Origin of the sequence: Tabrizicola sp. BL-A-41-H6 (assembly GCF_050632395.1) — a bacterium.
In the GTDB taxonomy this organism is placed as follows: Bacteria; Pseudomonadota; Alphaproteobacteria; order Rhodobacterales; family Rhodobacteraceae; genus JAUYQR01.
Map to the genome: position 1 here is coordinate 905731 of NZ_CP192600.1, position 23075 is coordinate 928805.

Below are 23075 nucleotides of genomic sequence, written 5' to 3' on the forward strand. Positions count from 1 at the left end.
GCGCGCCCTTGCAATCAAAGCGCGGTCAGGATCGCCCGCGCCTGGTCACAATCCGCCGCCATCTGGGTGACAAGCCCGGGCAGGCCGTCGAACTTCAACTCCGGCCGCAGGAATTCGACCAGCGCGACCGACAGGTGCTGGCCATAAAGGTCGCCCTTGAAGTCGAAGAGAAAGGTTTCAAGGTTCGGCGTGTTCACCCCGAACATCGGCCGCACGCCCAGACTGGCCGCGCCATGATAGCTGCCCGCCTGCGGGCCGGTCAGGATATCGACCAGCACGGCATACACACCAAAGCGCGGCAGGTGCAGTCCGGCAAGGCTCATGTTCGCGGTCGGGTAACCCAGCTCGCGCCCGCGCTTTTCGCCGTGCAGCACCTCTCCTTCGATCCGGTGCCAGTGGCCCAGCATAGCGGCGGCATCGCGCGGGCGGCCTTCGCTCAGTGCCGCGCGGATCGCGGTCGACGAAATCTCGCGCTCGCCTTGCCGGATCAGTGGCGCGATGGTTGTGCGAAATCCCAGCGTCTGCCCAAGGGCGGCCAGATCGGCGGCGCGGCCTTTGCGTCCCTTGCCGAAACAGAAATCCGCGCCGACCACGACATGGCTCACGCCCAGACCATCGGCCAGCACGTCCCGCGCGAACTCCTCCGGTGTAAGGCTGGCAAGGGTGGCGTCGAACGGCAGCTGATACAACTGCTCCACCCCCAGCTTGGCCAGCCGGTTCGCCCGCGCCTCGGCGTTCATCAGGCGGAAGGGCGGGGCGTCGGGGGCAAAGTATTCACGCGGATGCGGCTCGAAGGTCACGATGCCAAGGGGGGCGGCGCCGCGTGCAAGGTCGATCACCGACCGGTGACCAAGATGCAGCCCGTCGAAATTGCCCATCGCTACCGATGCGCCGCGGGCGGCTTCGGAAAGCCCTGTCCAATGATGGTGGTGTTGCATTCCGCCCCGGTCTGGGGGCCTTGCCCCTTAGTCGAACTTGCGGCTCGGCGCCAGAACCAGCGCCTCACCCTTCAGGACCACGGTTTTACCGACTGCGCAGTGGGTTTCAAGGGTGACCCGCCGTTTGGCATGGTCAATCGCCGTGACTGTTACCTCCGCGCGCACCGTATCGCCGGGACGGACGGGTGCGAGAAAGCGCAGCGACTGGCCAAGGTAGACCGTGCCGTGGCCCGGAAGCTGCTCGCCGATCACCGCCGAAATCAGGCCTGCGGTCAGCATTCCATGCGCAATGCGGCCGGCGAAGATGGTGTCTTGTGCATAGGCCTCGTCCAGATGCACCGGATTGTGGTCTGTCGACACTTCGGCAAACAGCTGGATGTCGCGGTCGGTCACCGTCTTTGTAAGGTGACGCGTCATGCCGATCTCGATGTCTTCGATGCAGATCGTGCCGCGCGGCATGTTGTCCAGCATGGTGCGAATCCCCCAAGGATCGGCCAAGGCTACCGCACGCTGCGACGCGGCGCAAATCCTTTGCGCAATTTATGTCTGTATGGACCTAACAAATCGTAATATTCTTACTCTGTCTGGCTTCCTCTTTGCCAAAATATCCCACGCGAGGTCCGGACGGTGTGAAACCCTCCGGGTCGGGCCAAGGCACAGCGTCAGCGCAAGAAGCCGATGGCAAAGGTGGCTGACAACTCGCGCGCCTCAAGCCACGGCAACAGAAGGGCGGCATCGGGGTTGGCAGCATCCGGCCCGAACTGGTCGGCGGCAAGCCCGCCGGTGACGAACAAGGTATCCAAGCCCTCGGACACCCCGCCCTGCACATCGGTGCCGATGCCGTCGCCGATGCACAGGATCTGTGCGTCGTCCGGGCCGGTCAGCGCCGCCAGCCTGCGCCGTGCCAGATCGTAGATCGGCGGATGCGGCTTGCCGAAGTAAAGCGCTTCGCCGCCCATCGCCTCATAGGCCTCGGCCAAGGCCCCGGCGCAATAAAGCCGCTTGTCGCCAAGGTCGACGACGATGTCAGGGTTGGCGCACAGCATCGGCAGGCCCATCGTCTTGGCCAGCAGCAGTTGGGCGCGATAGTCGTTCGGGATTTCGGTCAGATCGTTCGCCAGACCGGTGCAGACGACCCCCTCCGCCTCGGCCAAAGGCACGCGGGTGATCGGCGGCTGCGTGGCGGCATAGGCGGCAAGATCGTCGGCGAACTCGGTGAAGAACACCTCGTCCTTCACCGCGCCGATGTGATGCACCCGGCGGCCAACCGCGCCCGACAGCATCCCCATCTGCGCCGCATCGCCCGATGACACGATCAGGTCCCACGCATCGCGCGGCACGCCAAGCGCGTCGATCTGGCGCGCGACGCTGGCGTTCGGGCGCGGCGCATTGGTCAGCAAGACCACCGCGCCACCCTTCGCCCGGAACGCCTGCAACGCGGCGACAGCCTCGGGATAGGCCGCCTTGCCATTGTGCAGACAGCCCCACAGATCGCAGAACACCGCATCGTAGCGTGTGCCTATTTCGGCCAGACGGGCGATGATCTCGGTCACGGGGGCAGCCTTTCGGGTCAGAGTTTCAGCGCCGGGATGATCTGCTTCTTGCGGCTCATGATACCCGGCAGCACCACGGTGTCGCCGGTGACCTTTGCCCCGAACGAGGCTTCGGCCATCTGCTTGACCAGATCGTTCGGCACCAGAAGCGTGGCTTCTTCCTTCAGGATATCAACCACGAACAGCAGAACTTGATCCGCGCCATCTTCTTTTGCCACAGCCTCCATCGAGGCCATCAGGCTGGCCTTGCGGTCCAAGACCACCTTGGGCGCGGTGGTTTCCAGCACCGAGACGCGCAGTTCCTTGCCTGCGACGTTGTATTCCTTCGAATCCATCCGCAGCAGTTCGGCGTCCGAGAACGCCGACACGTCCGACTTCGCCTCGAACATCTTGGCGGCCAGTTCAGGGATCGCCACGCCGATGTCGGCGGCCAGCTTTTCGGCCACCGCGCGGTCATGGTCGGTGGTGGTGGGCGAGCGGAATTGCAGCGTGTCCGACACGATGCACGAAAGCATCGCGCCTTTCACTTCGCGCGGCAGTTTCGCCACGTCGTCGCCCATGATGTCGTGCATCACAGTCGCGGTGCAGGCCAAGGGGCGCATCACCACGTTGATCGGGGTCTTGGTCTTGAGGCCGCCGACCAGCATGTGATGGTCGATGATCGCCATGATGTTGGCCTCGTTGATCGAGGGCGGCAGTTCGGCGGGGTTGTTGGTGTCGACGATCACCACGTTCTGGCCCGCCGTCACATCCGCGATGATCTGCGGCTTTTCAAAGCCCCAGTGCTTCAGCACAAAGGCCGCTTCGGTGTTCGGCTCGCCCAGAAGGGCGGGCTTGGCATCGCCGCCACGCAGGTTGGTCAGATACCAGGCCCAGACGATGGCAGACATCGTGGCATCGGTGTCGGGGGATTTGTGGCCGAAAACAAGCGTGGACATGCTGGCAAACCTTCAAGCGTGGGATTTGCGGCGCGGTATAGGCGAGGCGGCGGGGATTGTCACGCCACCGTCACGCTCAACCGTAGAACGCGGGGGCCTTGCGCAATCCCGGCCATTGCGTCGGTTCATGCCCGTAGATCAGCATCGCGCCCGTTGCGTCCCGAAGCGCGAACAGCCGGTCGGCCGAGATTTGCGAGGCGAAGGGATCGGCAGAGTCGGCGAAGCGTTCGGCAGGCTCTGAAATCCGGTTCAGCGCGTCGATCGCAAGGATCACCGGGCCGGTGTCGGGCAGGGTGACGAGGGCCGACAGGTGCCCCGCCGTATGGCCGGGGGTCGGGATCAGGGTCAGCCCGTCACACAGCACAGTATCCGCGTCGATCAGGTGATAGGTCGTATCTGGCCACGCCATCGGGCGGGCGGTGCCAAAATAGCTCGGTGACGGGTCGGCGCGTTCGCGGACGGTCATAACCACCGGGCAGCCGAACAACGGCAAAGATCCGACGTGGTCGATATGGCCGTGGCTCACGACCAGAAGGTCGATGTCTGCAGGCGTCAGGCCCAGAACGGCAAGCTGGCCCTCGGCGGTCTGACGCGGCGAATAGTCGATCAGGCGGCCAAAGCGGGCCAGCCCGTCGCGGTCGGCGATACCGGGGTCAGTCGCGTAGGCGGGCGGAAAGCCGGTGTCGATCAGCACCCGTGCGCCCCGGTCGGTTTCCACCAGATAGCCGGCGATACCGATGATCCGCTCGCCGTTTCGCACGTTGAAAAGGCCGAAGTCGAGGACATACAACCGACTGGCGCGGTGGCCCTGAAGCAACGCAGGCGTCACAGCGGCAGCGGTTCGATGCTGAAGCCTTCCGCCTCCAGCAAGGCCAGCACGCCGGCATCGCCCGGCAGGTGTAGTGCGCCAAAGGCCGCCAGAACCGGCCCGGCTGTCGCGGCCTGTTCAAGTACGGGAATCCATGCCCGGTTGCGGCCTGCCATCAGCACTTCTTCCATCTTGGCGAATTCGGCGTCGACTTCGGCGCGCGGGACAAGGGCCTGTTCGTAAGACACCTTGCGCATCAGTTCCCACACCAACCTGCTTTCCCCGGCAAAGTAGGCGTCCGCCAGCGTGATGAAGAAATCGGCCGAGCGTTCCTCCAGCAGCAGCGTCGCCTGGATCATCGCGATCTGTTCGGCTTCGGTCATCGCGCCGAAAATGTCGAACACGGTGTCGAACGGCTCCAGCGCCTTCACCGGCACGCCCTTGGCTTCGGCGGTGTCGATCACCATACCGTCAAGGCCCTTCGGGTCGGTCATCCCGGCCATCGCGCAGGGCGGTATGGCCAACAGCACATTGACATACCAGGGCCGTAGTTTCGCGGCCATGAAACCCGGAACACCGCGCTTTGACATCGCGTCCGACAGCATCGCCCAGGTTTCCGGCGACATCTGTTCCAGAAGGGTCGGGCCTTCGGTGATCGTCATCAGCGACGGGTTCCGCGCCATCATGTCCAGAAGGGCGGCTTCCTCTTCCGGTCCGGCCTCGACCAGAACGGTGGTCGCAGTTTCGATCAAGGGGGTGATCGCCTCTAGCGTCGGCTGATGGCGTGGATCGTCGAAATGGTAGGTGCCGATCAGGGTTATGACTTCGCCGCCCCGGGTCGCGCGCCAGAAATTGCCGGTGGGGTAGGGCGCATCGTTGGCGGCGGCCTGCAACGCGGCGCGTTCGCCCGCCGGCATCGTCGCCAGCAGGTTTTCGCCTGTGCATTCGGCCGAAAGTGGGGATGCGGCAAGAAACAGCGCGGCGATACAGGCAAGGATTCGCGTCATGTGACCCCGGATGCGGTTGCCGGCCGACGTTGCCACCGCCACCGGCAAAGGCAAGGCGAAAACACGGTTTCCCCAGGGTCACGGTGTTGACAGCGCGCGATGCTTCGCCTACCTGATGCGCCGTTAGCACTCGCGTCCTGTGAGTGCTAAGAGATCACAACCTGGAAACTCAAGGGAGTACACCCAGATGGCTTTCAAACCGCTGCATGACCGCGTGCTTGTCCGTCGCATCGAAGGCGAAGACAAGACCAAGGGCGGCCTGATCATTCCGGATTCCGCTAAAGAAAAACCCGCAGAAGGCGAGATCATCTCGGTCGGCGAAGGCGCACGCAAGGACTCGGGCGAGCTGATCGCACCGTCCGTGAAGGCCGGCGACCGCATCCTGTTTGGCAAATGGTCCGGCACCGAAGTCAAACTCGACGGTGAAGACCTGCTGATCATGAAGGAAAGCGACATTCTCGGCATCATCGCCTGAGATCGTCCCGTTTCTTGCTAACCCATTCAAGGAGCTTATCAAATGGCTGCTAAAGACGTCAAATTCGACACCGATGCCCGCGACCGCATGCTGCGCGGCGTCAACATCCTCGCCGACGCTGTCAAAGTGACCCTCGGCCCCAAAGGCCGCAACGTGGTGATCGACAAGTCGTTCGGTTCGCCCCGCATCACCAAGGACGGCGTCACCGTCGCCAAGGAAATCGAACTGGCCGACAAGTTCGAGAACATGGGCGCGCAGATGGTGAAGGAAGTCGCTTCCCGCACCAATGACGAAGCCGGCGACGGCACCACCACCGCGACCGTGCTGGCGCAGGCCATCATCAAGGACGGCCTCAAGGCCGTTGCCGCCGGCATGAACCCGATGGACCTCAAGCGCGGCATCGACCTTGCCGTGATCAAGGTCGTGGCTGCGATCAAGGCTGCCTCGCGCCCCGTCAAGGACAGCGCCGAAGTCGCCCAGGTCGGCACCATCTCGGCCAACGGCGAAGCGGAAATCGGCCGTCAGATCGCCGAAGCGATGCAGAAGGTCGGCAACGAGGGTGTCATCACCGTCGAAGAGAACAAGGGCCTTGAGACGGAAACCACCGTCGTCGAAGGCATGCAGTTCGACCGTGGCTACCTGTCGCCCTACTTCGTGACCAACGCCGACAAGATGGTTGCGGATCTGGAAGACTGCCTCATCCTGCTGCACGAGAAAAAGCTCTCGTCGCTGCAGCCGATGGTCCCGCTGCTGGAAGCTGTGATCCAGTCGCAGCGCCCGCTTCTGATCATCTCGGAAGACGTCGAAGGCGAAGCTCTGGCCACGCTCGTCGTCAACAAGCTGCGTGGCGGCCTCAAGATCGCTGCCGTCAAGGCTCCGGGCTTCGGTGATCGTCGCAAGGCGATGCTGCAGGACATCGCCATCCTGACCGGCGGTCAGGTGATCAGCGAAGATCTGGGCATGAAGCTGGAATCGGTGACCATCGACATGCTTGGCAAGGCCAAGAAGGTCACCATCACCAAGGACAACACCACGATCATCGACGGCGCTGGCAACAAGGCCGAAATCGAAGCTCGTGTTAGCCAGATCCGCACCCAGATCGAGGAAACCACCTCGGACTACGACCGTGAGAAACTGCAAGAGCGTGTGGCCAAGCTGGCCGGCGGTGTTGCCGTGATCAAGGTCGGCGGCATGACCGAAGTCGAAGTGAAAGAGCGCAAGGACCGCGTTGATGACGCCCTGAACGCGACCCGTGCGGCCGTTCAGGAAGGCATCGTCGTCGGTGGCGGCGTGGCTCTGGTTCAGGCTGGCAAATCGCTGGACGGTCTGACCGGTGCGAACTCCGACCAGAACGCCGGTATCGCCATCGTGCGCCGCGCGCTGGAAGCACCGCTGCGCCAGATCGCTGAAAACGCTGGCGTCGATGGCGCTGTCGTGGCCGGCAAGGTGCGCGAATCGAACGACGTGACCTTTGGCTTCAACGCGCAGACCGAAGAATATGGCGACATGTTCAAGTTCGGCGTGATCGACCCGGCCAAAGTGACGCGTACCGCGCTGGAAGATGCGGCCTCGGTCGCCTCGCTCCTGATCACCACCGAAGCCATGATCGCTGATCGTCCGGAGCCGAAAGGCAATGCCGGCGGCGGCGGCGGCATGGGCGGCATGGGCGGCATGGACGGCATGATGTAATCAGACCCTCTCAGGGACTGAACGGGAAAGGGCGCACTTCGGTGCGCCCTTTTTCTTTGCGCTGGCGGCAGGCCGGGACTAGCCTGCCCGGCAATGGTTCGCCGGGGAGGGCGCAGATGCCGACGACGCAGGCACCGAACAGCGCCGGTGTCATCTGCCCGATGGCGGCGGTGCCGCGTTGACCCGCGCCGCGCCGTCCACCCCATGACCCGGCTTGGCCTTCTGACGGCGCTGACGATGCTGGCCTTCGCCGGCAATTCCATCCTGAACCGGATGGCCGTGGGCGGTGGGCTGATCGACCCGATGGGCTTTGCGGCGATCCGGGTGGTTGCCGGGGCGGTGATGCTTCTGGCGCTGTTCTCGCTTTCCCGCCGCAAGTGGCCGGGCTGGAAGGGGCGGCTTGCAGGAGTTGCGGGCCTGTCGGTCTACCTGATCGGATTTTCGCTGGCCTATCTGGCGCTGGGCGCAGGCACCGGGGCGCTGATCCTGTTTGGCGCGGTGCAGTTGACGATGTTTGCCGGCGCGCTTGTGGCGGGCGAGGCCGTGCCGCCACGGCGCTGGGCCGGGGCGGGCGTCGCTTTCGCAGGTCTTGTGCTGCTGCTGGCCCCCGCGGCACAGGCGCCAAGCCCTGCACACGCCCTGATGATGCTGGCCGCCGGAATCGGCTGGGGCATCTATTCGCTGGCAGGGCGAGTGGCGCCGGATGCGCTGGCAGCGACGACCGCGAATTTCGTGCTGTCGGTGCCGCTGATCCTTGGTCTGGCGCTGGCGCTGCCAGGCGAGTGGAGTCCCGCCGGGATCGGCCTTGCCGTGCTGTCGGGCGCGGTGACCTCGGGTCTTGGCTACGCGCTTTGGTATGCGGTCCTGCCGTCGCTTGGCGCGGCGCGGGCCGGGCTTGCGCAACTGACCGTGCCGCTGATCGCCGCCTTGGGCGGGCTTGCCATGCTGGGCGAAGGGATCGGCCTGCGCTTTGCCCTTGCCGCCGCGCTGGTATTGGGCGGCGTGATCCTTGGCACCCGTCAGAGCGGCTTGACCAGACGCTGAACCGCTTGCGTCTTGCGACCAAGCGTCGCTTGCCCGGCAAAGCCGGTGTCACTGAATCCCTCCCGCTCCCAGAAGGCGCGGCCTGAGGGGTTTGCGTGCAGGACGGCAAGGAACATCTGCCGCGCGCCCCGCGCCCGTGCCACATCTTCAAGGTGGCGCAGCATCTGCGCGCCTGCGCCTTGGCCGCGCGCCGTGCCGCGCACCATCATCAGGCCAAGGTAGCTGTCCCCCGGCTGCGGGTAGCCGAACGACATCTCGGCCAGCGCCAGCAGCACCGCCCCATCGAAAAGCCCGGCGTGGTAGCTGTTTTCGGCCGAAAGTCCGGGCGGCGCATCGGTGAAGAACTCTTCCACCAGTCCGATGCTCGGCTCCTCGTCCCGCTCCATCCGGATGTAATCGGCCGACGCCTGCAGCAGCGCAAAGACCGCCGCATCGTCGGCCCGGGTCAGCGGGCGGATCATGGAAGACCTATCGTCACGACCGTCAGCCGCACGCTTCCGGTCGGTTTGCGCCAGACCACCTCGTCGCCAACCTCGGCCCCGATCAGCGCGCGGGCCAGCGGCGATTGCGGCGCGATGCGGCCCACGGTGGCATCCGCCTCATCCTCGCCGGTGATCTCGTAAGTGGCTATGGCGCCGGCCTCGTCCTCCACTGTCACCACATGGCCGAACGCCACAGCGCGGGTGTCAGAGGCTGGGTCGATCACGATGGCCGACCGAAGCCGCGCCTCCAGATAGCGGATGTCGCGTTCGGCGGCGGCCTCGGGCTGCTTGTCCAGCCGTTCGGCGCGGGCGCGCAAAGCCTGCAGATCGGCCTGCCGTGCCAGAAGCCGGTCCTTCAGCGCCGCAAGCCCGCGCGGGGTGACATAGTTCGGATGCGGGCTGATCGGCAGGTCGGGCAGGGGGTCAAGCTCGCCCGTGCTTTCCTTGACAAAGGCGCGGCTCATCGAACGATCACCTCCAAGGGGTCGTAACGCAGGGTGCTGCCCCAGGCCGCGTCGATCAGGCTGTCGGGCTTGAATCGCACCTGTCCAAGGTCCAGCGCGCTGCGGCTGAAAAACCGCCGCTCGGTGACTATGCCTTCGGGGTCGGTCCAGCCGGGCGCAAGCGTGCCGCCCGTGATCTGGCAGCGAAAGAAGATCTCGATCTGGTGAAACCCGCTGGCCGGATCGTGAAATTCGTTGACCAGCACCGGCTCGCCAACTGTGACCGTCAGCCCGGTTTCCTCATGCACTTCGCGGGCGAGGTTGTAGGGCAGCGATTGTCCCGCCTCGACCCCGCCGCCCGGCGCGCACCACAGGTCAGAGGTGCCGCCGGGATAGGCATTGACCAGCAAAAGCCGATCCTCCTCAAGGATCAGCGCGCGGGCGGCGATGCGGGGCGGGCGTCGGGTCATGCGCCAAAGGGTGTGACGTGACGTCGGATTTGTCCAGCGCAAGGAACTCCGGCCTTGCCGGGGGCGGCAGCAGGGCAGACAATGGCGGCATGACACCGCTTAGCGCCCTGACCCGCCGCCTGACCGCCGGTGCCGAAGGCATCGGCCGGGATGCGGCCACGCCTGACAAGGGGGAAACGGTCGTGCTGTTGCACGGCCTTGCGCGCAGCCAGGCCTCGCTGGCGCCGCTGGCACGGGCGATGATGGCGGCGGGATACCGGGTGGTGAACTGGTCGTACCCTTCGACCAAGGCCTCGCCCGAAGACCTTGTGCGCGAGGTGGGCGCGGCGGTGGCAAAGGCCGGGCCGGGACGGGTGCATTTCGTGACGCATTCGATGGGCGGCATCCTGTTGCGGGCCTGGCTTGCGCAGAACCGCCCGGCGCGCATGGGGCGCGTGGTGATGCTGGCGCCGCCGAACCACGGTTCGGAACTGGTGGACGCGCTGGGCGACAACCCGGTGTTTCAATTGGTCAACGGCGAGGCGGGGGCCAGCCTTGGCACCGGCCCGCAGTCATGGCCGAAGTCGCTGCCGACCGCCGATTATGCCTTGGGCATCATCGCGGGAACGCGGTCACTGAACCCGGTCTATTCCGCGCTGCTGCCGGGGCCGAGCGACGGCAAGGTGACGGTCGAAAGCACCCGACTTGAGGGCATGACCGACCACATCGCGCTTCCGGTGACCCACACCTTCATGATGCGCAACCCGGTGGTGATCCGCCAGACGCTGCGGTTTCTGGCCGACGGGCGGTTCGACCCCGGCCTGACCTTCCTGTTGGCGGTGAAAGAGACGCTGTCAGGTGCAGCCCTCACGCCATGACGGCGGCACCCGCACAGGCCACGACGCAAAAGCGCGCGGTCTTGGCGATCGTGACAAGGATCAGGAACTGCCAGACCGGCACCCGCAGCACCCCCGCCATCCCTACCGCAAGGTCCCCACCGGGTGCCCAACTCAGCAGCAACACCCACACGCCCCAGCGCCGGAACCAGCCGCTTGCCCGGTCCATCTGCGCCGGCGTCAGCGGAAACCAGCGGTGATCCTGAAACCCGGCCAGCGCGCGGCCAAGCGCGTAGGTGACGCACGACCCCAGCACGTTGCCGACCGAGGCGACGACGACCAGCCCCACCGCGCCCCAGCCCGAGGCGAGCAGCGCCAGAAACACCACTTCCGACTGAAACGGAACCGGCGTGGCGGCAAGGAAGGCCGCGGCGAACAGCCCGGCAAGGGCGATCATCCCGGCGTCGTCCCAAGCGTAGGGCAAATGAACCGACCGGCACGCGCCGTCGCCACCCGGCGCGCGTCGGTGCGGTGCATCACTTGACCTCGACGGCCTCGGCTTCGGTTGCAGCGGGCCGCGGTTCGCGTGGTGGGCGACCGATCACATCGCGCAATTCGTCCAGCTCGATGAAATTGTCGGCCTGGCGGCGCAGTTCGTCGGCGATCATCGGCGGCTGGCTGCGGATCGTCGACACGACCGATACCCGAACCCCCTGCCGTTGCAGGCTTTCTACCAGCGGGCGGAAATCGCCATCGCCGGAAAACAGCACGATATGGTCAACACGGTTTGCCAGTTCCATCGCATCGACGCACAGCTCGATGTCCATGTTGCCCTTCACCTTCCGCCGTCCTTGGCTGTCGGTGTATTCCTTGGCCGGCTTGGTGCGCATCGTGAAGCCGTTGTAATGCAGCCAGTCGACCAGCGGGCGGATCGGCGAATAATCGTCGTTTTCCAGCAGCGCGGTATAGTAGAATGCACGCAACATCTTGCCGCGACGGATGAACTCCATGCGCAGAAGTTTGTAGTCGATGTCAAATCCCAGCGCCTTTGCGGCTGCGTAGAGATTTGAACCATCGATGAACAGCGCAAGCCGTTCGTCCTTGTAAAACATTCAGTGTCCCCTCAAAACCCGTCGTACCAATCGAACTTTTTTTGATCTGCTCTTTATATAGCGAAATCCGCTGGACAACGAAGTGGGAATATCTGTCTGAAACTCCCCATTGCAAGTCAAGCGTACTATAAAGTGGATGAAAAGTGATATGAAAACACACGCTCTGGTTGCATTTGGCGCAAACCTGCCATTCGATGGGCAAATGCCCGCCGAAAGTCTGAAGCAAGCTGTAACCGAACTTGCGGCAAATGGGGTCGAAGTGGTCGCGATGAGCCGGCTTTTCGCCACGCCGTGTTTTCCGCCCGGTGCCGGGCCGGATTATGTGAACGCCGCCGCCGTGGTCGCCTTTCCGACCGAGGAAGGGGCCGATCCGGCATCCCTGCTGGCCTCGGTTCTGGCGCGGTTCCACGCGGTCGAGGCGCGGTTCGGTCGCAAGCGGGTGCAGCGGTGGGGGATGCGGACCCTGGACATCGACCTGTTGGCGGTTGGTGATTCGGTCTTGCCCGACGCCCAGACCCAGGACCGCTGGCGGCTGCTGCCACCCGACCAGCAGATCGGCACCACGCCCGACCAGTTGATCCTGCCGCACCCGCGGATGCAGGACCGGGCGTTCGTTCTGGTTCCCTTGGCGGATGTCGCGCCCGACTGGGTGCATCCGCGCACCGGCCAGACGGTAGCAGCGATGCTGGCCGCCCTGCCACGGTCGGACGTGGACGCCGTAAAGCCGCTGTGAATCGGCCCGATTCAACGCTTGTCAAGAAATAATGCAGCGACTACATAGGCCACTTCCAATGCGCCACCCGAACTGGAGTTTGCCATGGCCCGCGTAACGGTCGAAGATTGCGTCGACAAGGTTCCGAACCGGTTCGAACTGGTGATGCTGGCTGCGCACCGTGCGCGTGAGATCCAAGCCGGATCGCCGATCACGGTCGAGCGGGACAATGACAAGAACCCCGTCGTCTCGCTGCGCGAGATCGCCGAGGAAACCCAGCTTGCCGACAGCCTGCGCGAGCGGATGATCGAAAGCCACCAGACCCAGATCGAAGTCGACGAACCCGAAGAAGACCAGATGGCGCTTCTGATGGGCGGCGAGATGGATCGCCCGATGGTCGACGACATGTCGGAAGAAAAGCTGTTGCGCGCGCTGATGGAAGCGCAAGGCGACATCTGACCGGGCGACAAACCCGCAAGGCAGGGCGCTGATGATCGACGTCGAAGACCTCATCGCCCTTGTCCGCAACTACAACCCGCGGTGCAATGCCGACCTGATCCGCAAGGCTTACGCCTACGCTTTTCGCATGCACGACGGCCAGATGCGGAAATCGGGCGAACCCTATTTCACCCATCCCGTGGCCGTCGCCGCGATCCTGACCGAACAGCGGCTGGATGACGCGACGATCATCACCGCGCTTTTGCACGACACCATCGAGGATACCCGGTCGACCTACACCGAAATCACCTCGCTCTTTGGCGAGGAGGTGGCGGAACTGGTCGATGGCGTGACCAAGCTGACGAACCTGCAACTGTCGTCGACAGAAAACCAGCAGGCGGAAAACTTCCGCAAGCTGTTCATGGCGATGTCCAAGGACCTGCGGGTGATCCTCGTCAAACTGGGCGACCGGTTGCACAACATGCGCACCATCCGGTCGATGAACCCGGACAAGCAGGCCCAGAAGGCCCGCGAGACGATGGAGATATTTGCCCCCCTTGCCGGCCGGATGGGGATGCAATGGATGCGCGAGGAGTTGGAGGATCTGTCCTTCAAAGTTCTCAACCCCGAGGCGCGCAATTCCATCATCCGCCGCTTCCTGACCCTTCAGCGCGAGGCGGGGGATGTCGTTCACAAGATTACAGGCGATATCCGGCACGAACTGGAAAAGGCGCAGCTTGAGGCGGACGTTTTCGGCCGCGCGAAAAAGCCCTACTCGATCTGGCGCAAGATGCAGGAGAAAGACCTCGCCTTTTCGCGCCTCTCCGACATCTACGGGTTTCGCGTCATCTGCGGTTCGGTCGCTGATTGTTACCGCATCCTCGGCGTGATCCACCAACGCTGGCGCGCGGTGCCGGGCCGGTTCAAGGATTACATCAGCCAACCCAAGAACAACGGTTACCGTTCGATCCACACCACCGTTTCAGGTCGCGACGGCAAGCGCGTCGAAGTGCAGATCCGCACGCGCGAGATGCACGAAGTGGCCGAAGCCGGTGTTGCCGCGCATTGGTCCTACCGCGAAGGCGTGCGCGCGAAGAACCCCTTTGCCGTCGATCCCGCCAAGTGGATCGCGGCGCTGACCGAACGGCTGGACGCGGGCGACACCGACGAATTCCTCGAAAACGTCAAGCTCGAGATGTATTCCGATCAGGTGTTCTGCTTCACCCCGAAAGGTGACGTGATCCAGCTGCCGCGGGGGGCCACGCCCCTCGATTACGCTTATGCGATCCATACCCGGATCGGAAACTCCTGCGTGTCGGCCAAGATCGACGGCATCCGCGTGCCATTATGGACCCGGCTGAAGAACGGCCAGTCGGTCGAGATCATCACCGCCGAAGGCCAGCGCCCGCAATCGTCGTGGATCGACATCGTCACCACCGGCCGCGCCAAGGCCGCGATCCGCCGCAGCTTGCGCGAAGAGGACCGGGGCCGTTTCGTCAAGCTTGGTCAGGAACTTGCCCGCGCCGCCTTTGACCATGTCGGCAAGAAGGCCACCGACAAGGCGCTGCGCACGGCGGCCAAGATGCTGGGCCTTGCGGATGAAAACGACCTTCTCGCCCGCCTCGGCTCGGCCGAACTCACCGCCCGGCGGGTGGTGGAGACGCTTTATCCCGACCTTGCGCAGGCCACCTCCGAAGAGGTCGATGCCAAGCGCCCCGTCGTCGGCCTGACCGCCGATCAGACCTTCAAGCGCGCGCAATGCTGTCAGCCGGTGCCGGGCGAACGCATCGTCGGCATCACCTACCGCGGTCAGGGCGTTGTGGTTCACGCCATCGACTGCCCCGCGTTGGAGGAATTCGAGGATCAGACCGCGCGCTGGGTCGATCTGCAATGGCATTCCGGCCGCCATGCACCGGTCTACACGATCACGTTGGAAATCACGATTTCCAATGACGCAGGCGTTCTAGGCCGTATCTGCACCTTGATCGGAGAGCAGAAGGCCAATATCTCCGACCTCAGGTTCACGGACAGAAAACCGGACTTTTATCGCCTTGTTATCGACGTAGACCTGCGCGATGTGGAACATCTGCACATGGTGATGACCGCACTCGAGGCGGAAACGGATGTGGCGCAGATCTCGCGTCACAGGGATTTGACACGCAGGCCATAGGGCTTGAACCGGGAATTGCACCGGACGGGAAGGACGCAAGTTGGTCTTCAAGCGCAGAAAACCGTTGGGCTGGGGCCCTTGGCTGCGAGAGCAAGTCTACCCCCGCGGCGGCTTCAAGCGTGCGATCCGCTATGTAGTCTACCGGATGCGCCGCTTGCCCGACCAACCGCACCGTGTTGCGCGCGGCGTGTTCGCAGGCTCGCTGATCGGTTTTTTGCCCTTGCCGGGGTTGCAGTTTGTGGCCGCATGGGGTGCGGCGCGGCTGATCCGCGGCAACGTGCTGGCCTCGCTTCTGGCCACCTTCAACACCAATCCGGTGACCACGCCATTCTTCGCCGTTCTGGCCATGACGCTTGGTCACTGGATCATGGGCATCGAAGCGCCCTTGAACGCGGACTACATCCTTGGCGCGTTTTCCAATGCGGGCCAGGATCTGTGGTATAACTTCACCGCGCTCTTCGGCCCGGAGAAGGCCCGCTGGGGCGGACTTTTCGAGTTCTGGAACGAGATTTACCTGCCGTATTTCATTGGTGCGCTTGGTCCGGCCATCCTGATCAGTGGTGCTGCCTACTATGTCACGATCCCGCTCGTCGAAGCGTACCAGAAAGCCCGCGCGGCCAAGGCCAAGGAACGCAGCGAGCGCCGTCGGTCCTTGCGCGAAACCGTGGCAACCGCCGCCGCCAAACTGAAGCGGAAAGCCGAGCGCGATGACAGCGGCGAGGGTGACGACGGCCCCGGAACTCCGTAACATAGGCCACAGCACAAGACGCAGAAAGAACTTCGATGGCAACTCTACCGCGCGGCCGCAGCCTTGCCCCCCGGCATCTTCGCCTCGGCGTGAACATCGACCATGTCGCCACCGTCCGCAACGCGCGCGGCACCGCATGGCCCGATCCCTTGCGCGCAGCCCTGCTGGCCGAAGCGGCCGGGGCTGACGGCATCACCGCGCACCTGCGCGAAGACCGCCGCCACATCCGCGACGCCGACATCAACGCGTTGATCGCCGCGATCACCGTGCCGCTAAATTTCGAATGTGCCGCGACGGCCGAAATGCAGGCGCTTGCGCTGCGCCACAAACCCCATGCCGTATGCCTTGTGCCTGAAAAGCGTGAAGAACGGACGACCGAAGGCGGCCTTGATGTCGCTGGCGACAAGACCCGCCTTGCCGCCTTCATCGCGCCCCTGACCGAGGCCGGCTGCCGCGTCAGCATGTTCATCAGCCATGACGCCCGCCAGATCGAAGCCTCCGCCCGCATCGGCGCCGCCGTCGTGGAACTGCACACCGGGCTTTACGCCGACCTTCTGGCTGACGGCCACCCCGACCTTGCCGAACGTGAGTTGGGCTTCCTGCGCGAAGGCGCACGCCTCGCCGCCGCCGTCGGGCTTGAGGTTCACGCCGGCCACGGTCTGACGTACGACAACGTCGGCCCCATCGCGGCAATCCCAGAGGTCGCCGAACTCAACATCGGCCACTTCCTGATCGGCGAGGCGATCTTCCGTGGCCTTGGCCCGGCGATCGAGGAAATGCGCCGCCGGATGGATGCGGCACGGGCATGATCCTCGGCATTGGCAGCGACCTTGCCAACATCGAACGCATCGAGGCGACGCTTGCCCGGTTCGGTGACCGGTTCCGCGACCGGGTGTTCACCGACCATGAACAGGCCAAGGCCGAAAGCCGCCCGCGCGCGGTGGCCGCGACCTTCGCCAAACGCTGGGCCGCCAAAGAGGCGTGTTCAAAGGCGCTGGGAACGGGCCTGCGCATGGGGATCGGCTGGAAGGACATGGCGGTGACGAACCTGCGGTCCGGCCAACCCGTGATGCACGTCACCGGCTGGGCCGCCGAACGCCTGCGCGAGATGACCCCCGAAGGCCACGAGGCGCTGATCCACGTCACCCTGACCGACGACCACCCGTGGGCGCAGGCCTTCGTGGTGATCGAGGCGCGCCCGCTGGCCGGGGCCATCACGGCTTCGGGTTCGACACACACTTGAAGGGCCTGCGCTTGACTCGCGCTTGCCCCGCGCGCATGTAGCGCGAAATCCGGCAGGCAGGGCAGCATGGCATCAGCTAAGAAATCCGACGGCGGCATCGTGGAAACGATCAAGACCGTATTCTGGGCACTGATCATCGCGGGCGTGTTCCGCACCCTGTTCTTCCAGCCCTTCTGGATTCCCTCGGAATCGATGAAGGATACGCTCTTGATCGGCGACTTCCTGTTCGTCAACAAGATGGCCTATGGCTATTCGCGCTATTCCTGCCCCTTCGGCCTGTGCCCGATCACGGGCCGCATCCTCGGGTCCGAACCCCAGCGTGGCGATGTCGTGGTGTTCCGCCACCCGGTGAACGGCACCGATTTCATCAAGCGCTTGATCGGCCTGCCCGGTGACACGATCCAGATGAAGAATGGCGTCCTGTTCATCAACGGGGTCGAGGCTCCGCAGGAACCCGCCGGCGTGTTCGAGGAAATCAACGAACCGCAAGGCCCGATGCGCAGCCGCCCGCGCTGCGAAAACGGGGCCGTGGGCGACGGTGGCATCTGCACCCGCAGCCGGTTCATCGAAACCCTGCCCGAAGGGCAAAAGCACAACATCCTGAACATCGACACCAACGGCGGCGGCGACAACACCGATGTGTTCACCGTGCCGGCGGGACATTACTTCTTCATGGGCGACAACCGCGACAACAGCATGGATAGCCGCTTCAACCAGCGCGCCGGTGGCGTCGGTTTCGTGCCGGCGGAAAACCTGATCGGCCGCGCCGACCGGGTGATCTTTTCGTCGGCCGGCACCCGCATGCTGTATTTCTGGACGTGGCGGTCGGATCGCTTCTTCAAGGCGATTGAGTGAGGCTTTCGGCGGATCTCAAGGCCCTCGAGGGCCGTATGGGACATACGTTCCGCACGCCCGACCACCTCTTGCGCGCGGTGACGCACGCCTCGATCTCGTCATCGACCCGGCCAGACAACCAGCGGCTGGAATTCCTTGGTGACCGCGTCCTTGGCCTCGTGATGGCCGAGGCGCTGCTGGATGCTGACCCCGATGCCTCCGAAGGCCAGCTAGCGCCGCGCTTCAACGCGCTGGTGCGCAAGGAAACCTGCGCCGACGTCGCGCGCAATCTGGGTCTGGGCGATGTCTTGAAACTTGGCCGGTCCGAAATGCTGTCGGGCGGCCGGCGCAAGGAGGCGCTCCTTGGCGACGCGCTGGAAGCGGTGATCGCCGCCGTCTACCTTGATGGCGGGTTCGAGGCGGCGAAGGCGCTGGTCTTGCGCCTGTGGGGCGGCCGGATCGGCGCGGTCGACAGCGACGCCCGCGACGCCAAGACCGCGCTGCAGGAATGGGCGCAGGCCCGCGGCATGCCGCCCCCCACCTATACCGAGGCTGGCCGCACCGGCCCGGATCATCAACCCCTGTTCACGGTTGCCGTGACGCTGGAAGACGGCGCCCGCGCCGAGGCGCAAGCCGGATCGAAACGCATCGCCGAACAGCAAGCCGCGAAGTCGCTGCTGGCACGGCTGGAGGACGAGACATGACCGACACTACCCGCGCGGGCTTTGTGGCCCTGATCGGCGAGCCGAATGCCGGCAAGTCCACCCTGATGAACCGGATGGTCGGGGCGAAGATTTCCATCGTCACGCACAAGGTGCAGACCACCCGCACCCGGATCCGTGGCGTCTGCATGGAAGGTCAGGCGCAGATCGTGTTCGTCGACACGCCCGGCCTCTTCCGCCCGCGCCGCAGGCTTGACCGCGCGATGGTCAAGGCAGCGTGGGGCGGGGCGTCGGATGCCGACGTGATCGTGCTTCTGGTCGAGGCGACGCGCGGGTTGACCGAAGGCGTTCAGGCGATCATCGACCGGCTTGCCGACGAGATGCCCAAGGATCAGCCTGTAGCGCTGGCGATCAACAAGATCGACCGGGTAAAGGCTGAAACGCTGTTGGCGATGGCAGAACAGTTGAACGGCGCCTATCCGTTCAAGAAGACCTTCATGATCAGCGCCGAAAAGGGCTACGGCGTGGCGGACCTGCGCGAATGGCTGGCGGCCGAAGTGCCCGAAGGCCCGTGGTTCTACCCCGAGGACCAGATCGCCGACCTGCCGATGCGGATGATCGCGGCCGAGATGACGCGCGAAAAGCTGACCCTGCGCCTGCACGAGGAACTGCCCTACCAGCTGACGGTCGAGACCGAAAAGTGGGAAGACAAGCCCGACGGCACCACCCGTATCGACCAGATCGTCTATGTCGCGCGCGACGGCCACAAGGGCATCGTGCTTGGCAACAAGGGCGAGACGATCAAGGCGATCGGGCAGGCCGCGCGGGCCGAGATTTCCGAATTCCTCGGCCGCACCGTGCATCTTTTCCTGCAGGTGAAGGTGCGCCCGAACTGGCTGGACGAGCCCGAGCGCTATTCCGAAATGGGACTGGATTTCAAGGACGGCGATGCCTGAGGCGCCTGGCCTCACATTGGGGCGACGGCTGCGGCGCCTCCAGTGGGAACATTCTGGAAAAGAGCGGATCATATGAGCGCGCGTCTGGCCTCGGGCATCTGGGTATCGGCCTATCTGACCCGGCTGCGGCTGGCCGACATCCCCGCCTATGTCACCGCCAAGGGTGATGCCCAGGCTGGCGCGGTGGTGGTGAAGGTCGCGCTGCTGGATGGCACCGCGCGGGCGTTCGAGCGGCGGTCAGACCTTACGAGCGGCGCGCGCGCCTGGATGCAGATGGCCGAAGGCCCTGAGGCCGAGGTTGATGCGATGCTGACCCGCCAGCGCGCCCGCGACCCTGACCTGTGGCTGATCGAACTGGAAGATCGGCAGGGCCGGACGCTCCTGGACGAAGACGGGCTGTCGGACTGACCGAATCCGGATCGCGCGCGCCGCCAGCCTGGATCAACCGCTCTTGTGGCGGCCCGGCGGGGCCGCGATACTGCGCCCCATGGAATGGCGGGACGAAGGCGCGCTTCTGGTCATGCGACCGCATGGCGAAAGCGCCGCGATCATCGAGGTGTTCACCAAGGCCCACGGCCGCCATGCCGGCGTCGTGCGCGGCGGTGCGTCGCGCAAGATGGCAGCCACGCTGCAACCCGGCAGCCAACTGGCCGTGACGTGGCGGGCGCGGCTTGATGACCACATCGGCGCCTTCACGGTCGAGCCGTTGAAATCCCGCGCCGGCGTGCTGTCGGACCGGCTGGCGCTGGCGGGGCTGACCTCGGTCTGTGCGCTGCTGCGCGCCGCCCTGCCCGAACGTGAGGCGCATCCGGAACTGTGGCGTCGGACCATGACCTTGCTGGATGCGCTTGACGCCGATGGGTGGCCAGCCACCTACCTGCGCTGGGAAATCTGCCTGCTGGAAGAGCTCGGCTTCGGCCTCGATCTTGACCGTTGCACCGTCACCGGGGCCAGCGAGGGGCTTGCCTATGTCAGCCCGCGCACCGGCAGGGCGGTGTCTGTCGCGGGCGCGGGGGAATGGGCCGACCGGCTGTTGCCACTGCCGCAGGGACTGGCCGGCGACGGCGCAATGGACGCGGCGGCGGTGCGCGACGGGCTGGCGATCACCACCCATTTCCTTGCCCGCGAGCTTGCACCGGTGCTGCAAGGGCGCCCCTTGCCCGAAGCGCGTTCGCGGCTGGTTGACCTTCTGGCCCGCTCCGCTTGAAACGACCCAACATGTCGCACGCGTGACAGACGGAACCCGCACGCGCCGTGCCAATGGGGCATCATGGTAACCCGCTATCTGCCCCTCGCGCTGACGCACAGCCCGACGCCCCGTATCGAAAACTTTGCCCTGCTTGCCGGTCTGGATGCTGCGGTGCGCGGGATGCTGATCTCGACCATGCCGTTGGTCGTGTATGACGCGCTGGGTGATGCGCAATCGACCTCGATCGTGTTCTTCATCTCAGGCATCGTGGCGCTGGTCTGGGGGCTGATGGTGCCTTGGGCGACACGGCTGATCCCCCGGCGCTGGGCCTATACCGGGGGCGTGGTTCTGTATCTGGTCGGCATGACGCTGGGGGCCATCGGCACCGGCTGGTCGGTGCCCTTGGCGCTGATGGCCAACGCGATGGCGACGGTGACGATCTTCGTCTGCCTGAATGCCTATGTGCTGGATTACGTCGACCGCGCCAACCTTGGCCGCAGCCAATCCACCCAGATGGCCTATGCCGCCACCGCATGGACGCTGGGGCCGATGGCGGGGGTCAGCCTTTACCACTACTGGGCGCCCGCGCCGTTTCTGGTGGCGGGGCTGTTCGCCTTCGTCCTTCTGGTGTCGTTCTGGGTGCTGCGACTGGGCAACGGCAAGCAGATCACCCGGGCCAAGCGGCAGGCGGTCAATCCGGTCGCCTATCTCGGGCGGTTCTTCAGCCAGCCCCGGCTGATTGCGGGCTGGATGTTCGCGGTGACGCGCAGTTGCGGCTGGTGGGTCTATGTCGTCTATCTGCCGATCTTCTGCATCGAGACGGGGCTGGGCGACAAGGTCGGCGGCATTGCCCTGTCTTGCACCAACGCCCTCCTGTTCGCCGCCCCGGCGCTGAACCGGGTGGTGCGTCGCCTGTCGGTGCGCCGGTCGGTGCGGTTGGCCTTCGGCATCTGCGGGGGGCTTTTCTGCGCGTCGGCGCTGTCGTCCTTTCTGCCTTGGGCGGCGGTTGTCATGATGATGGCGGCGTCCCTGTTCCTCGTGGCGCTGGACGTGGTCGGCGGGCTGCCGTTCCTGATGTCGGTGAAACCGTCGGAACGGACCGAGATGTCGGCGGTCTATTCCAGCTTCCGTGACGTGTCGGGAATCGTCACGCCCGGTGCCGCGTGGCTTGTGCTGTGGATCGCACCGCTGCCGGGGGTGTTCCTGGCCGCTGGCCTAGGGCTTCTGGCGTCCTGGGCGGTTGCGGGACGGCTGCATCCAAGGCTTGGCACCCTGCGACCGTCACGCGGCGGGGCCGAGGCTTAGGCCCAGATGCGCCCATGCTTTACCAGCCAGTCGGCGCTGGCCAGAAGGGCGGCTTTCGGGGCCACGAACTCCATCCCCATTTCCTGCACCGCACGGGCGTTCGACACCCGGTCCAGATGGCCAAGCTTCGGCAGGATCGCCCGCACGCCCGGATCAACCAGCGCCAGCGCGCGCAACAACAGGTTTGGCGCCACCCGCGTCGGAATCCTGCGCACCGGATAGGCCGCCTTTAGCACCAGCCCCATGTCGACCATCGCCAGCGTGCCCGCCGCCGCGATGTAGCGCCGTCCCTCGGTGGCAGGCCGTTGCAGCGCGCGCAGGTGCATCTCGGCCACGTCACGCACATCGACGATCGGAAACCCGATCGCGGGCAGCATCGGGTCGCGGCCCTTCAGGATCCGCTCCACCAGATACAACGACGTGCCGTAGTGTTCGTCCATGGGCGGGCCCAGCACCAGACCGGGGTTGATCGTGGTCAGCGCCAGCCCGCTTGCCCGCGCGTATTCCCAAGCCGAGCGTTCCGCGAGGGTCTTCGATTTGGCATAGGCCGTCGTCTCGGGCAGGGTCACGTCGCACCAGTCGGCCTCGTCCTGCAGCGTGTTCGGCTTGCCGTCGTTGATCACCGCCACGGTCGACGAGGTCAGCACCACCCGCCGCGCGCCCGCCGCATGTGCCGCCTTCAGCACCCGCCGGGTGCCTTCGACGGCAGGCCGGATCAAGAGGTTCGCATCCTTGGGCTGGGCGATCGGAAAGGGCGACGCGGTGTGCACAACCGCCGTCACCCCGGCCATCGCCTCGGCCCAGCCGGCGTCCGCCTCCAGATCGGCCTGCGCGAAGCACAGGCTGCCCGCACGGCTGCCAAGTTGATGCGCCACGGCGGCGCGCACCTCATCGGCCCGGTCCAGCCGACGCAGCGTGCCGCGCACGTCGTAGCCGGCATTCAACAGCCGCAGCGCCACGTGCTTTGCGATGAACCCGGACACGCCGGTCAGCAGAACCAGTTCCGCCATTGCCAGCCTCGACAAACCCTGATGCCGTCAACTC

At 65.1% G+C, this 23075-nt stretch carries 27 protein-coding genes and 1 pseudogene; 16 read left to right on the top strand and 12 right to left on the bottom strand.

Annotation, left to right across the window (positions count from 1 at the left end):
- Positions 1-14 precede the first annotated feature (14 nt).
- The 6 genes from ACROUL_RS04530 to ACROUL_RS04555 all read right to left on the bottom strand — a co-directional run bounded on the left by ACROUL_RS04530 (position 15) and on the right by ACROUL_RS04555 (position 5244).
- Positions 15-938, bottom strand: coding sequence for a bifunctional riboflavin kinase/FAD synthetase (locus tag ACROUL_RS04530; RefSeq protein WP_431298354.1), 924 nt, complete (start codon positions 936-938; stop codon positions 15-17).
- A 27-nt stretch (positions 939-965) separates the two neighbouring features.
- Complete coding sequence (locus tag ACROUL_RS04535; RefSeq protein WP_431298355.1) at positions 966-1409, bottom strand: MaoC family dehydratase; 444 nt, start codon at positions 1407-1409, stop codon at positions 966-968.
- A gap of 191 nt (positions 1410-1600) precedes the next feature.
- Positions 1601-2491, bottom strand: a complete 891-nt coding sequence (locus ACROUL_RS04540; RefSeq protein ID WP_431298356.1) for a TIGR01459 family HAD-type hydrolase — start codon at positions 2489-2491, stop codon at positions 1601-1603.
- Positions 2492-2508: 17 nt separating this feature from the next.
- Positions 2509-3429, bottom strand: coding sequence for a manganese-dependent inorganic pyrophosphatase (locus tag ACROUL_RS04545; protein ID WP_431298357.1), 921 nt, complete (start codon positions 3427-3429; stop codon positions 2509-2511).
- A 76-nt stretch (positions 3430-3505) separates the two neighbouring features.
- Positions 3506-4246: an MBL fold metallo-hydrolase gene (locus ACROUL_RS04550; protein WP_431298358.1), complete on the bottom strand. Its 741-nt coding sequence runs from the start codon at positions 4244-4246 to the stop codon at positions 3506-3508.
- 8 nt (positions 4247-4254) lie between these two features.
- Positions 4255-5244 carry a TraB/GumN family protein gene (locus ACROUL_RS04555; protein ID WP_431298359.1) on the bottom strand — a complete coding sequence of 330 codons (990 nt, stop codon included), beginning with the start codon at positions 5242-5244 and terminating at the stop codon, positions 4255-4257.
- A 187-nt stretch (positions 5245-5431) separates the two neighbouring features.
- Between ACROUL_RS04555 and ACROUL_RS04560 the strand changes: the two genes are divergently transcribed.
- The 3 genes from ACROUL_RS04560 to ACROUL_RS04570 all read left to right on the top strand — a co-directional run bounded on the left by ACROUL_RS04560 (position 5432) and on the right by ACROUL_RS04570 (position 8452).
- Entirely contained in the window at positions 5432-5719 is a 288-nt protein-coding gene (locus ACROUL_RS04560) for a co-chaperone GroES (RefSeq protein WP_305568492.1), read from the top strand.
- 42 nt (positions 5720-5761) lie between these two features.
- On the top strand, positions 5762-7408 hold the full coding sequence (gene groL / locus ACROUL_RS04565; RefSeq protein ID WP_431298360.1) for a chaperonin GroEL: 1647 nt from the start codon (positions 5762-5764) through the stop codon (positions 7406-7408).
- Between the two features lie 204 nt (positions 7409-7612).
- On the top strand, positions 7613-8452 hold the full coding sequence (locus ACROUL_RS04570; RefSeq protein ID WP_431298361.1) for a DMT family transporter: 840 nt from the start codon (positions 7613-7615) through the stop codon (positions 8450-8452).
- On the opposite strand, the gene ACROUL_RS04575 is transcribed toward ACROUL_RS04570, so the two are convergent.
- Genes ACROUL_RS04575 through ACROUL_RS04585 form a run of 3 tightly spaced genes read right to left on the bottom strand, consistent with a single transcriptional unit; the run spans position 8428 to position 9847 of the window.
- Entirely contained in the window at positions 8428-8913 is a 486-nt protein-coding gene (locus ACROUL_RS04575) for a GNAT family N-acetyltransferase (RefSeq protein ID WP_431298362.1), read from the bottom strand. The genes ACROUL_RS04570 and ACROUL_RS04575 overlap by 25 nt on opposite strands.
- Positions 8910-9398, bottom strand: a complete 489-nt coding sequence (locus ACROUL_RS04580; protein ID WP_431298363.1) for a GreA/GreB family elongation factor — start codon at positions 9396-9398, stop codon at positions 8910-8912. Before ACROUL_RS04580 ends, ACROUL_RS04575 begins: the two co-directional genes overlap by 4 nt.
- Positions 9395-9847 carry an NUDIX domain-containing protein gene (locus tag ACROUL_RS04585; RefSeq protein WP_431298364.1) on the bottom strand — a complete coding sequence of 151 codons (453 nt, stop codon included), beginning with the start codon at positions 9845-9847 and terminating at the stop codon, positions 9395-9397. The genes ACROUL_RS04580 and ACROUL_RS04585 overlap by 4 nt, the downstream gene beginning before the upstream one ends.
- 89 nt (positions 9848-9936) lie before the next feature.
- Between ACROUL_RS04585 and ACROUL_RS04590 the strand changes: the two genes are divergently transcribed.
- The gene (locus ACROUL_RS04590; protein ID WP_431298365.1) at positions 9937-10704 is read left to right on the top strand and encodes an esterase/lipase family protein; all 768 of its coding nucleotides are present in this window, start codon (positions 9937-9939) and stop codon (positions 10702-10704) included.
- Here ACROUL_RS04590 and ACROUL_RS04595 read toward each other — a convergent pair.
- Positions 10694-11119: a YqaA family protein gene (locus ACROUL_RS04595; protein WP_431298366.1), complete on the bottom strand. Its 426-nt coding sequence runs from the start codon at positions 11117-11119 to the stop codon at positions 10694-10696. The two genes, ACROUL_RS04590 and ACROUL_RS04595, sit on opposite strands and share 11 nt — an antisense overlap.
- 79 nt (positions 11120-11198) lie before the next feature.
- Positions 11199-11774, bottom strand: coding sequence for an NYN domain-containing protein (locus ACROUL_RS04600; protein WP_431298367.1), 576 nt, complete (start codon positions 11772-11774; stop codon positions 11199-11201).
- A gap of 148 nt (positions 11775-11922) precedes the next feature.
- Here ACROUL_RS04600 and folK point away from each other — a divergent pair, with 148 nt between their 5' ends.
- The 12 genes and pseudogenes from folK to ACROUL_RS04660 all read left to right on the top strand — a co-directional run bounded on the left by folK (position 11923) and on the right by ACROUL_RS04660 (position 22031).
- Positions 11923-12507 (top strand): 2-amino-4-hydroxy-6-hydroxymethyldihydropteridine diphosphokinase, encoded by a 585-nt coding sequence (gene folK, locus ACROUL_RS04605; protein ID WP_431298368.1) that lies wholly within the window; start codon positions 11923-11925, stop codon positions 12505-12507.
- A gap of 84 nt (positions 12508-12591) precedes the next feature.
- Complete coding sequence (gene rpoZ, locus ACROUL_RS04610; RefSeq protein WP_431298369.1) at positions 12592-12945, top strand: DNA-directed RNA polymerase subunit omega; 354 nt, start codon at positions 12592-12594, stop codon at positions 12943-12945.
- A 31-nt stretch (positions 12946-12976) separates the two neighbouring features.
- Entirely contained in the window at positions 12977-15094 is a 2118-nt protein-coding gene (locus tag ACROUL_RS04615; RefSeq protein ID WP_431298370.1) for a RelA/SpoT family protein, read from the top strand.
- 64 nt (positions 15095-15158) lie between these two features.
- Positions 15159-15842: a DUF2062 domain-containing protein gene (locus tag ACROUL_RS04620; protein WP_431298371.1), complete on the top strand. Its 684-nt coding sequence runs from the start codon at positions 15159-15161 to the stop codon at positions 15840-15842.
- A 35-nt stretch (positions 15843-15877) separates the two neighbouring features.
- Positions 15878-16651, top strand: coding sequence for a pyridoxine 5'-phosphate synthase (locus ACROUL_RS04625; RefSeq protein ID WP_431298372.1), 774 nt, complete (start codon positions 15878-15880; stop codon positions 16649-16651).
- Complete coding sequence (gene acpS / locus ACROUL_RS04630; protein WP_431298373.1) at positions 16648-17085, top strand: holo-ACP synthase; 438 nt, start codon at positions 16648-16650, stop codon at positions 17083-17085. The genes ACROUL_RS04625 and acpS overlap by 4 nt, the downstream gene beginning before the upstream one ends.
- Positions 17086-17151: 66 nt before the next feature.
- Positions 17152-17940 carry a signal peptidase I gene (gene lepB, locus ACROUL_RS04635; protein WP_431298374.1) on the top strand — a complete coding sequence of 263 codons (789 nt, stop codon included), beginning with the start codon at positions 17152-17154 and terminating at the stop codon, positions 17938-17940.
- Positions 17937-18624: pseudogene (gene rnc, locus ACROUL_RS04640) on the top strand (ribonuclease III); the annotation flags it as partial. The gene lepB and the pseudogene rnc, both read left to right, overlap by 4 nt.
- Complete coding sequence (gene era / locus ACROUL_RS04645; RefSeq protein WP_431298375.1) at positions 18620-19537, top strand: GTPase Era; 918 nt, start codon at positions 18620-18622, stop codon at positions 19535-19537. The pseudogene rnc and the gene era, both read left to right, overlap by 5 nt.
- Positions 19538-19609: 72 nt before the next feature.
- On the top strand, positions 19610-19945 hold the full coding sequence (locus tag ACROUL_RS04650; RefSeq protein ID WP_431298376.1) for a DUF1491 family protein: 336 nt from the start codon (positions 19610-19612) through the stop codon (positions 19943-19945).
- 79 nt (positions 19946-20024) lie between these two features.
- Positions 20025-20744 carry a DNA repair protein RecO gene (gene recO / locus ACROUL_RS04655; protein WP_431298377.1) on the top strand — a complete coding sequence of 240 codons (720 nt, stop codon included), beginning with the start codon at positions 20025-20027 and terminating at the stop codon, positions 20742-20744.
- Between the two features lie 63 nt (positions 20745-20807).
- The gene (locus tag ACROUL_RS04660; RefSeq protein ID WP_431298378.1) at positions 20808-22031 is read left to right on the top strand and encodes an MFS transporter; all 1224 of its coding nucleotides are present in this window, start codon (positions 20808-20810) and stop codon (positions 22029-22031) included.
- On the opposite strand, the gene ACROUL_RS04665 is transcribed toward ACROUL_RS04660, so the two are convergent.
- Entirely contained in the window at positions 22028-23041 is a 1014-nt protein-coding gene (locus ACROUL_RS04665; protein ID WP_431298379.1) for an NAD-dependent epimerase/dehydratase family protein, read from the bottom strand. The genes ACROUL_RS04660 and ACROUL_RS04665 overlap by 4 nt on opposite strands.
- Positions 23042-23075 lie beyond the last annotated feature (34 nt).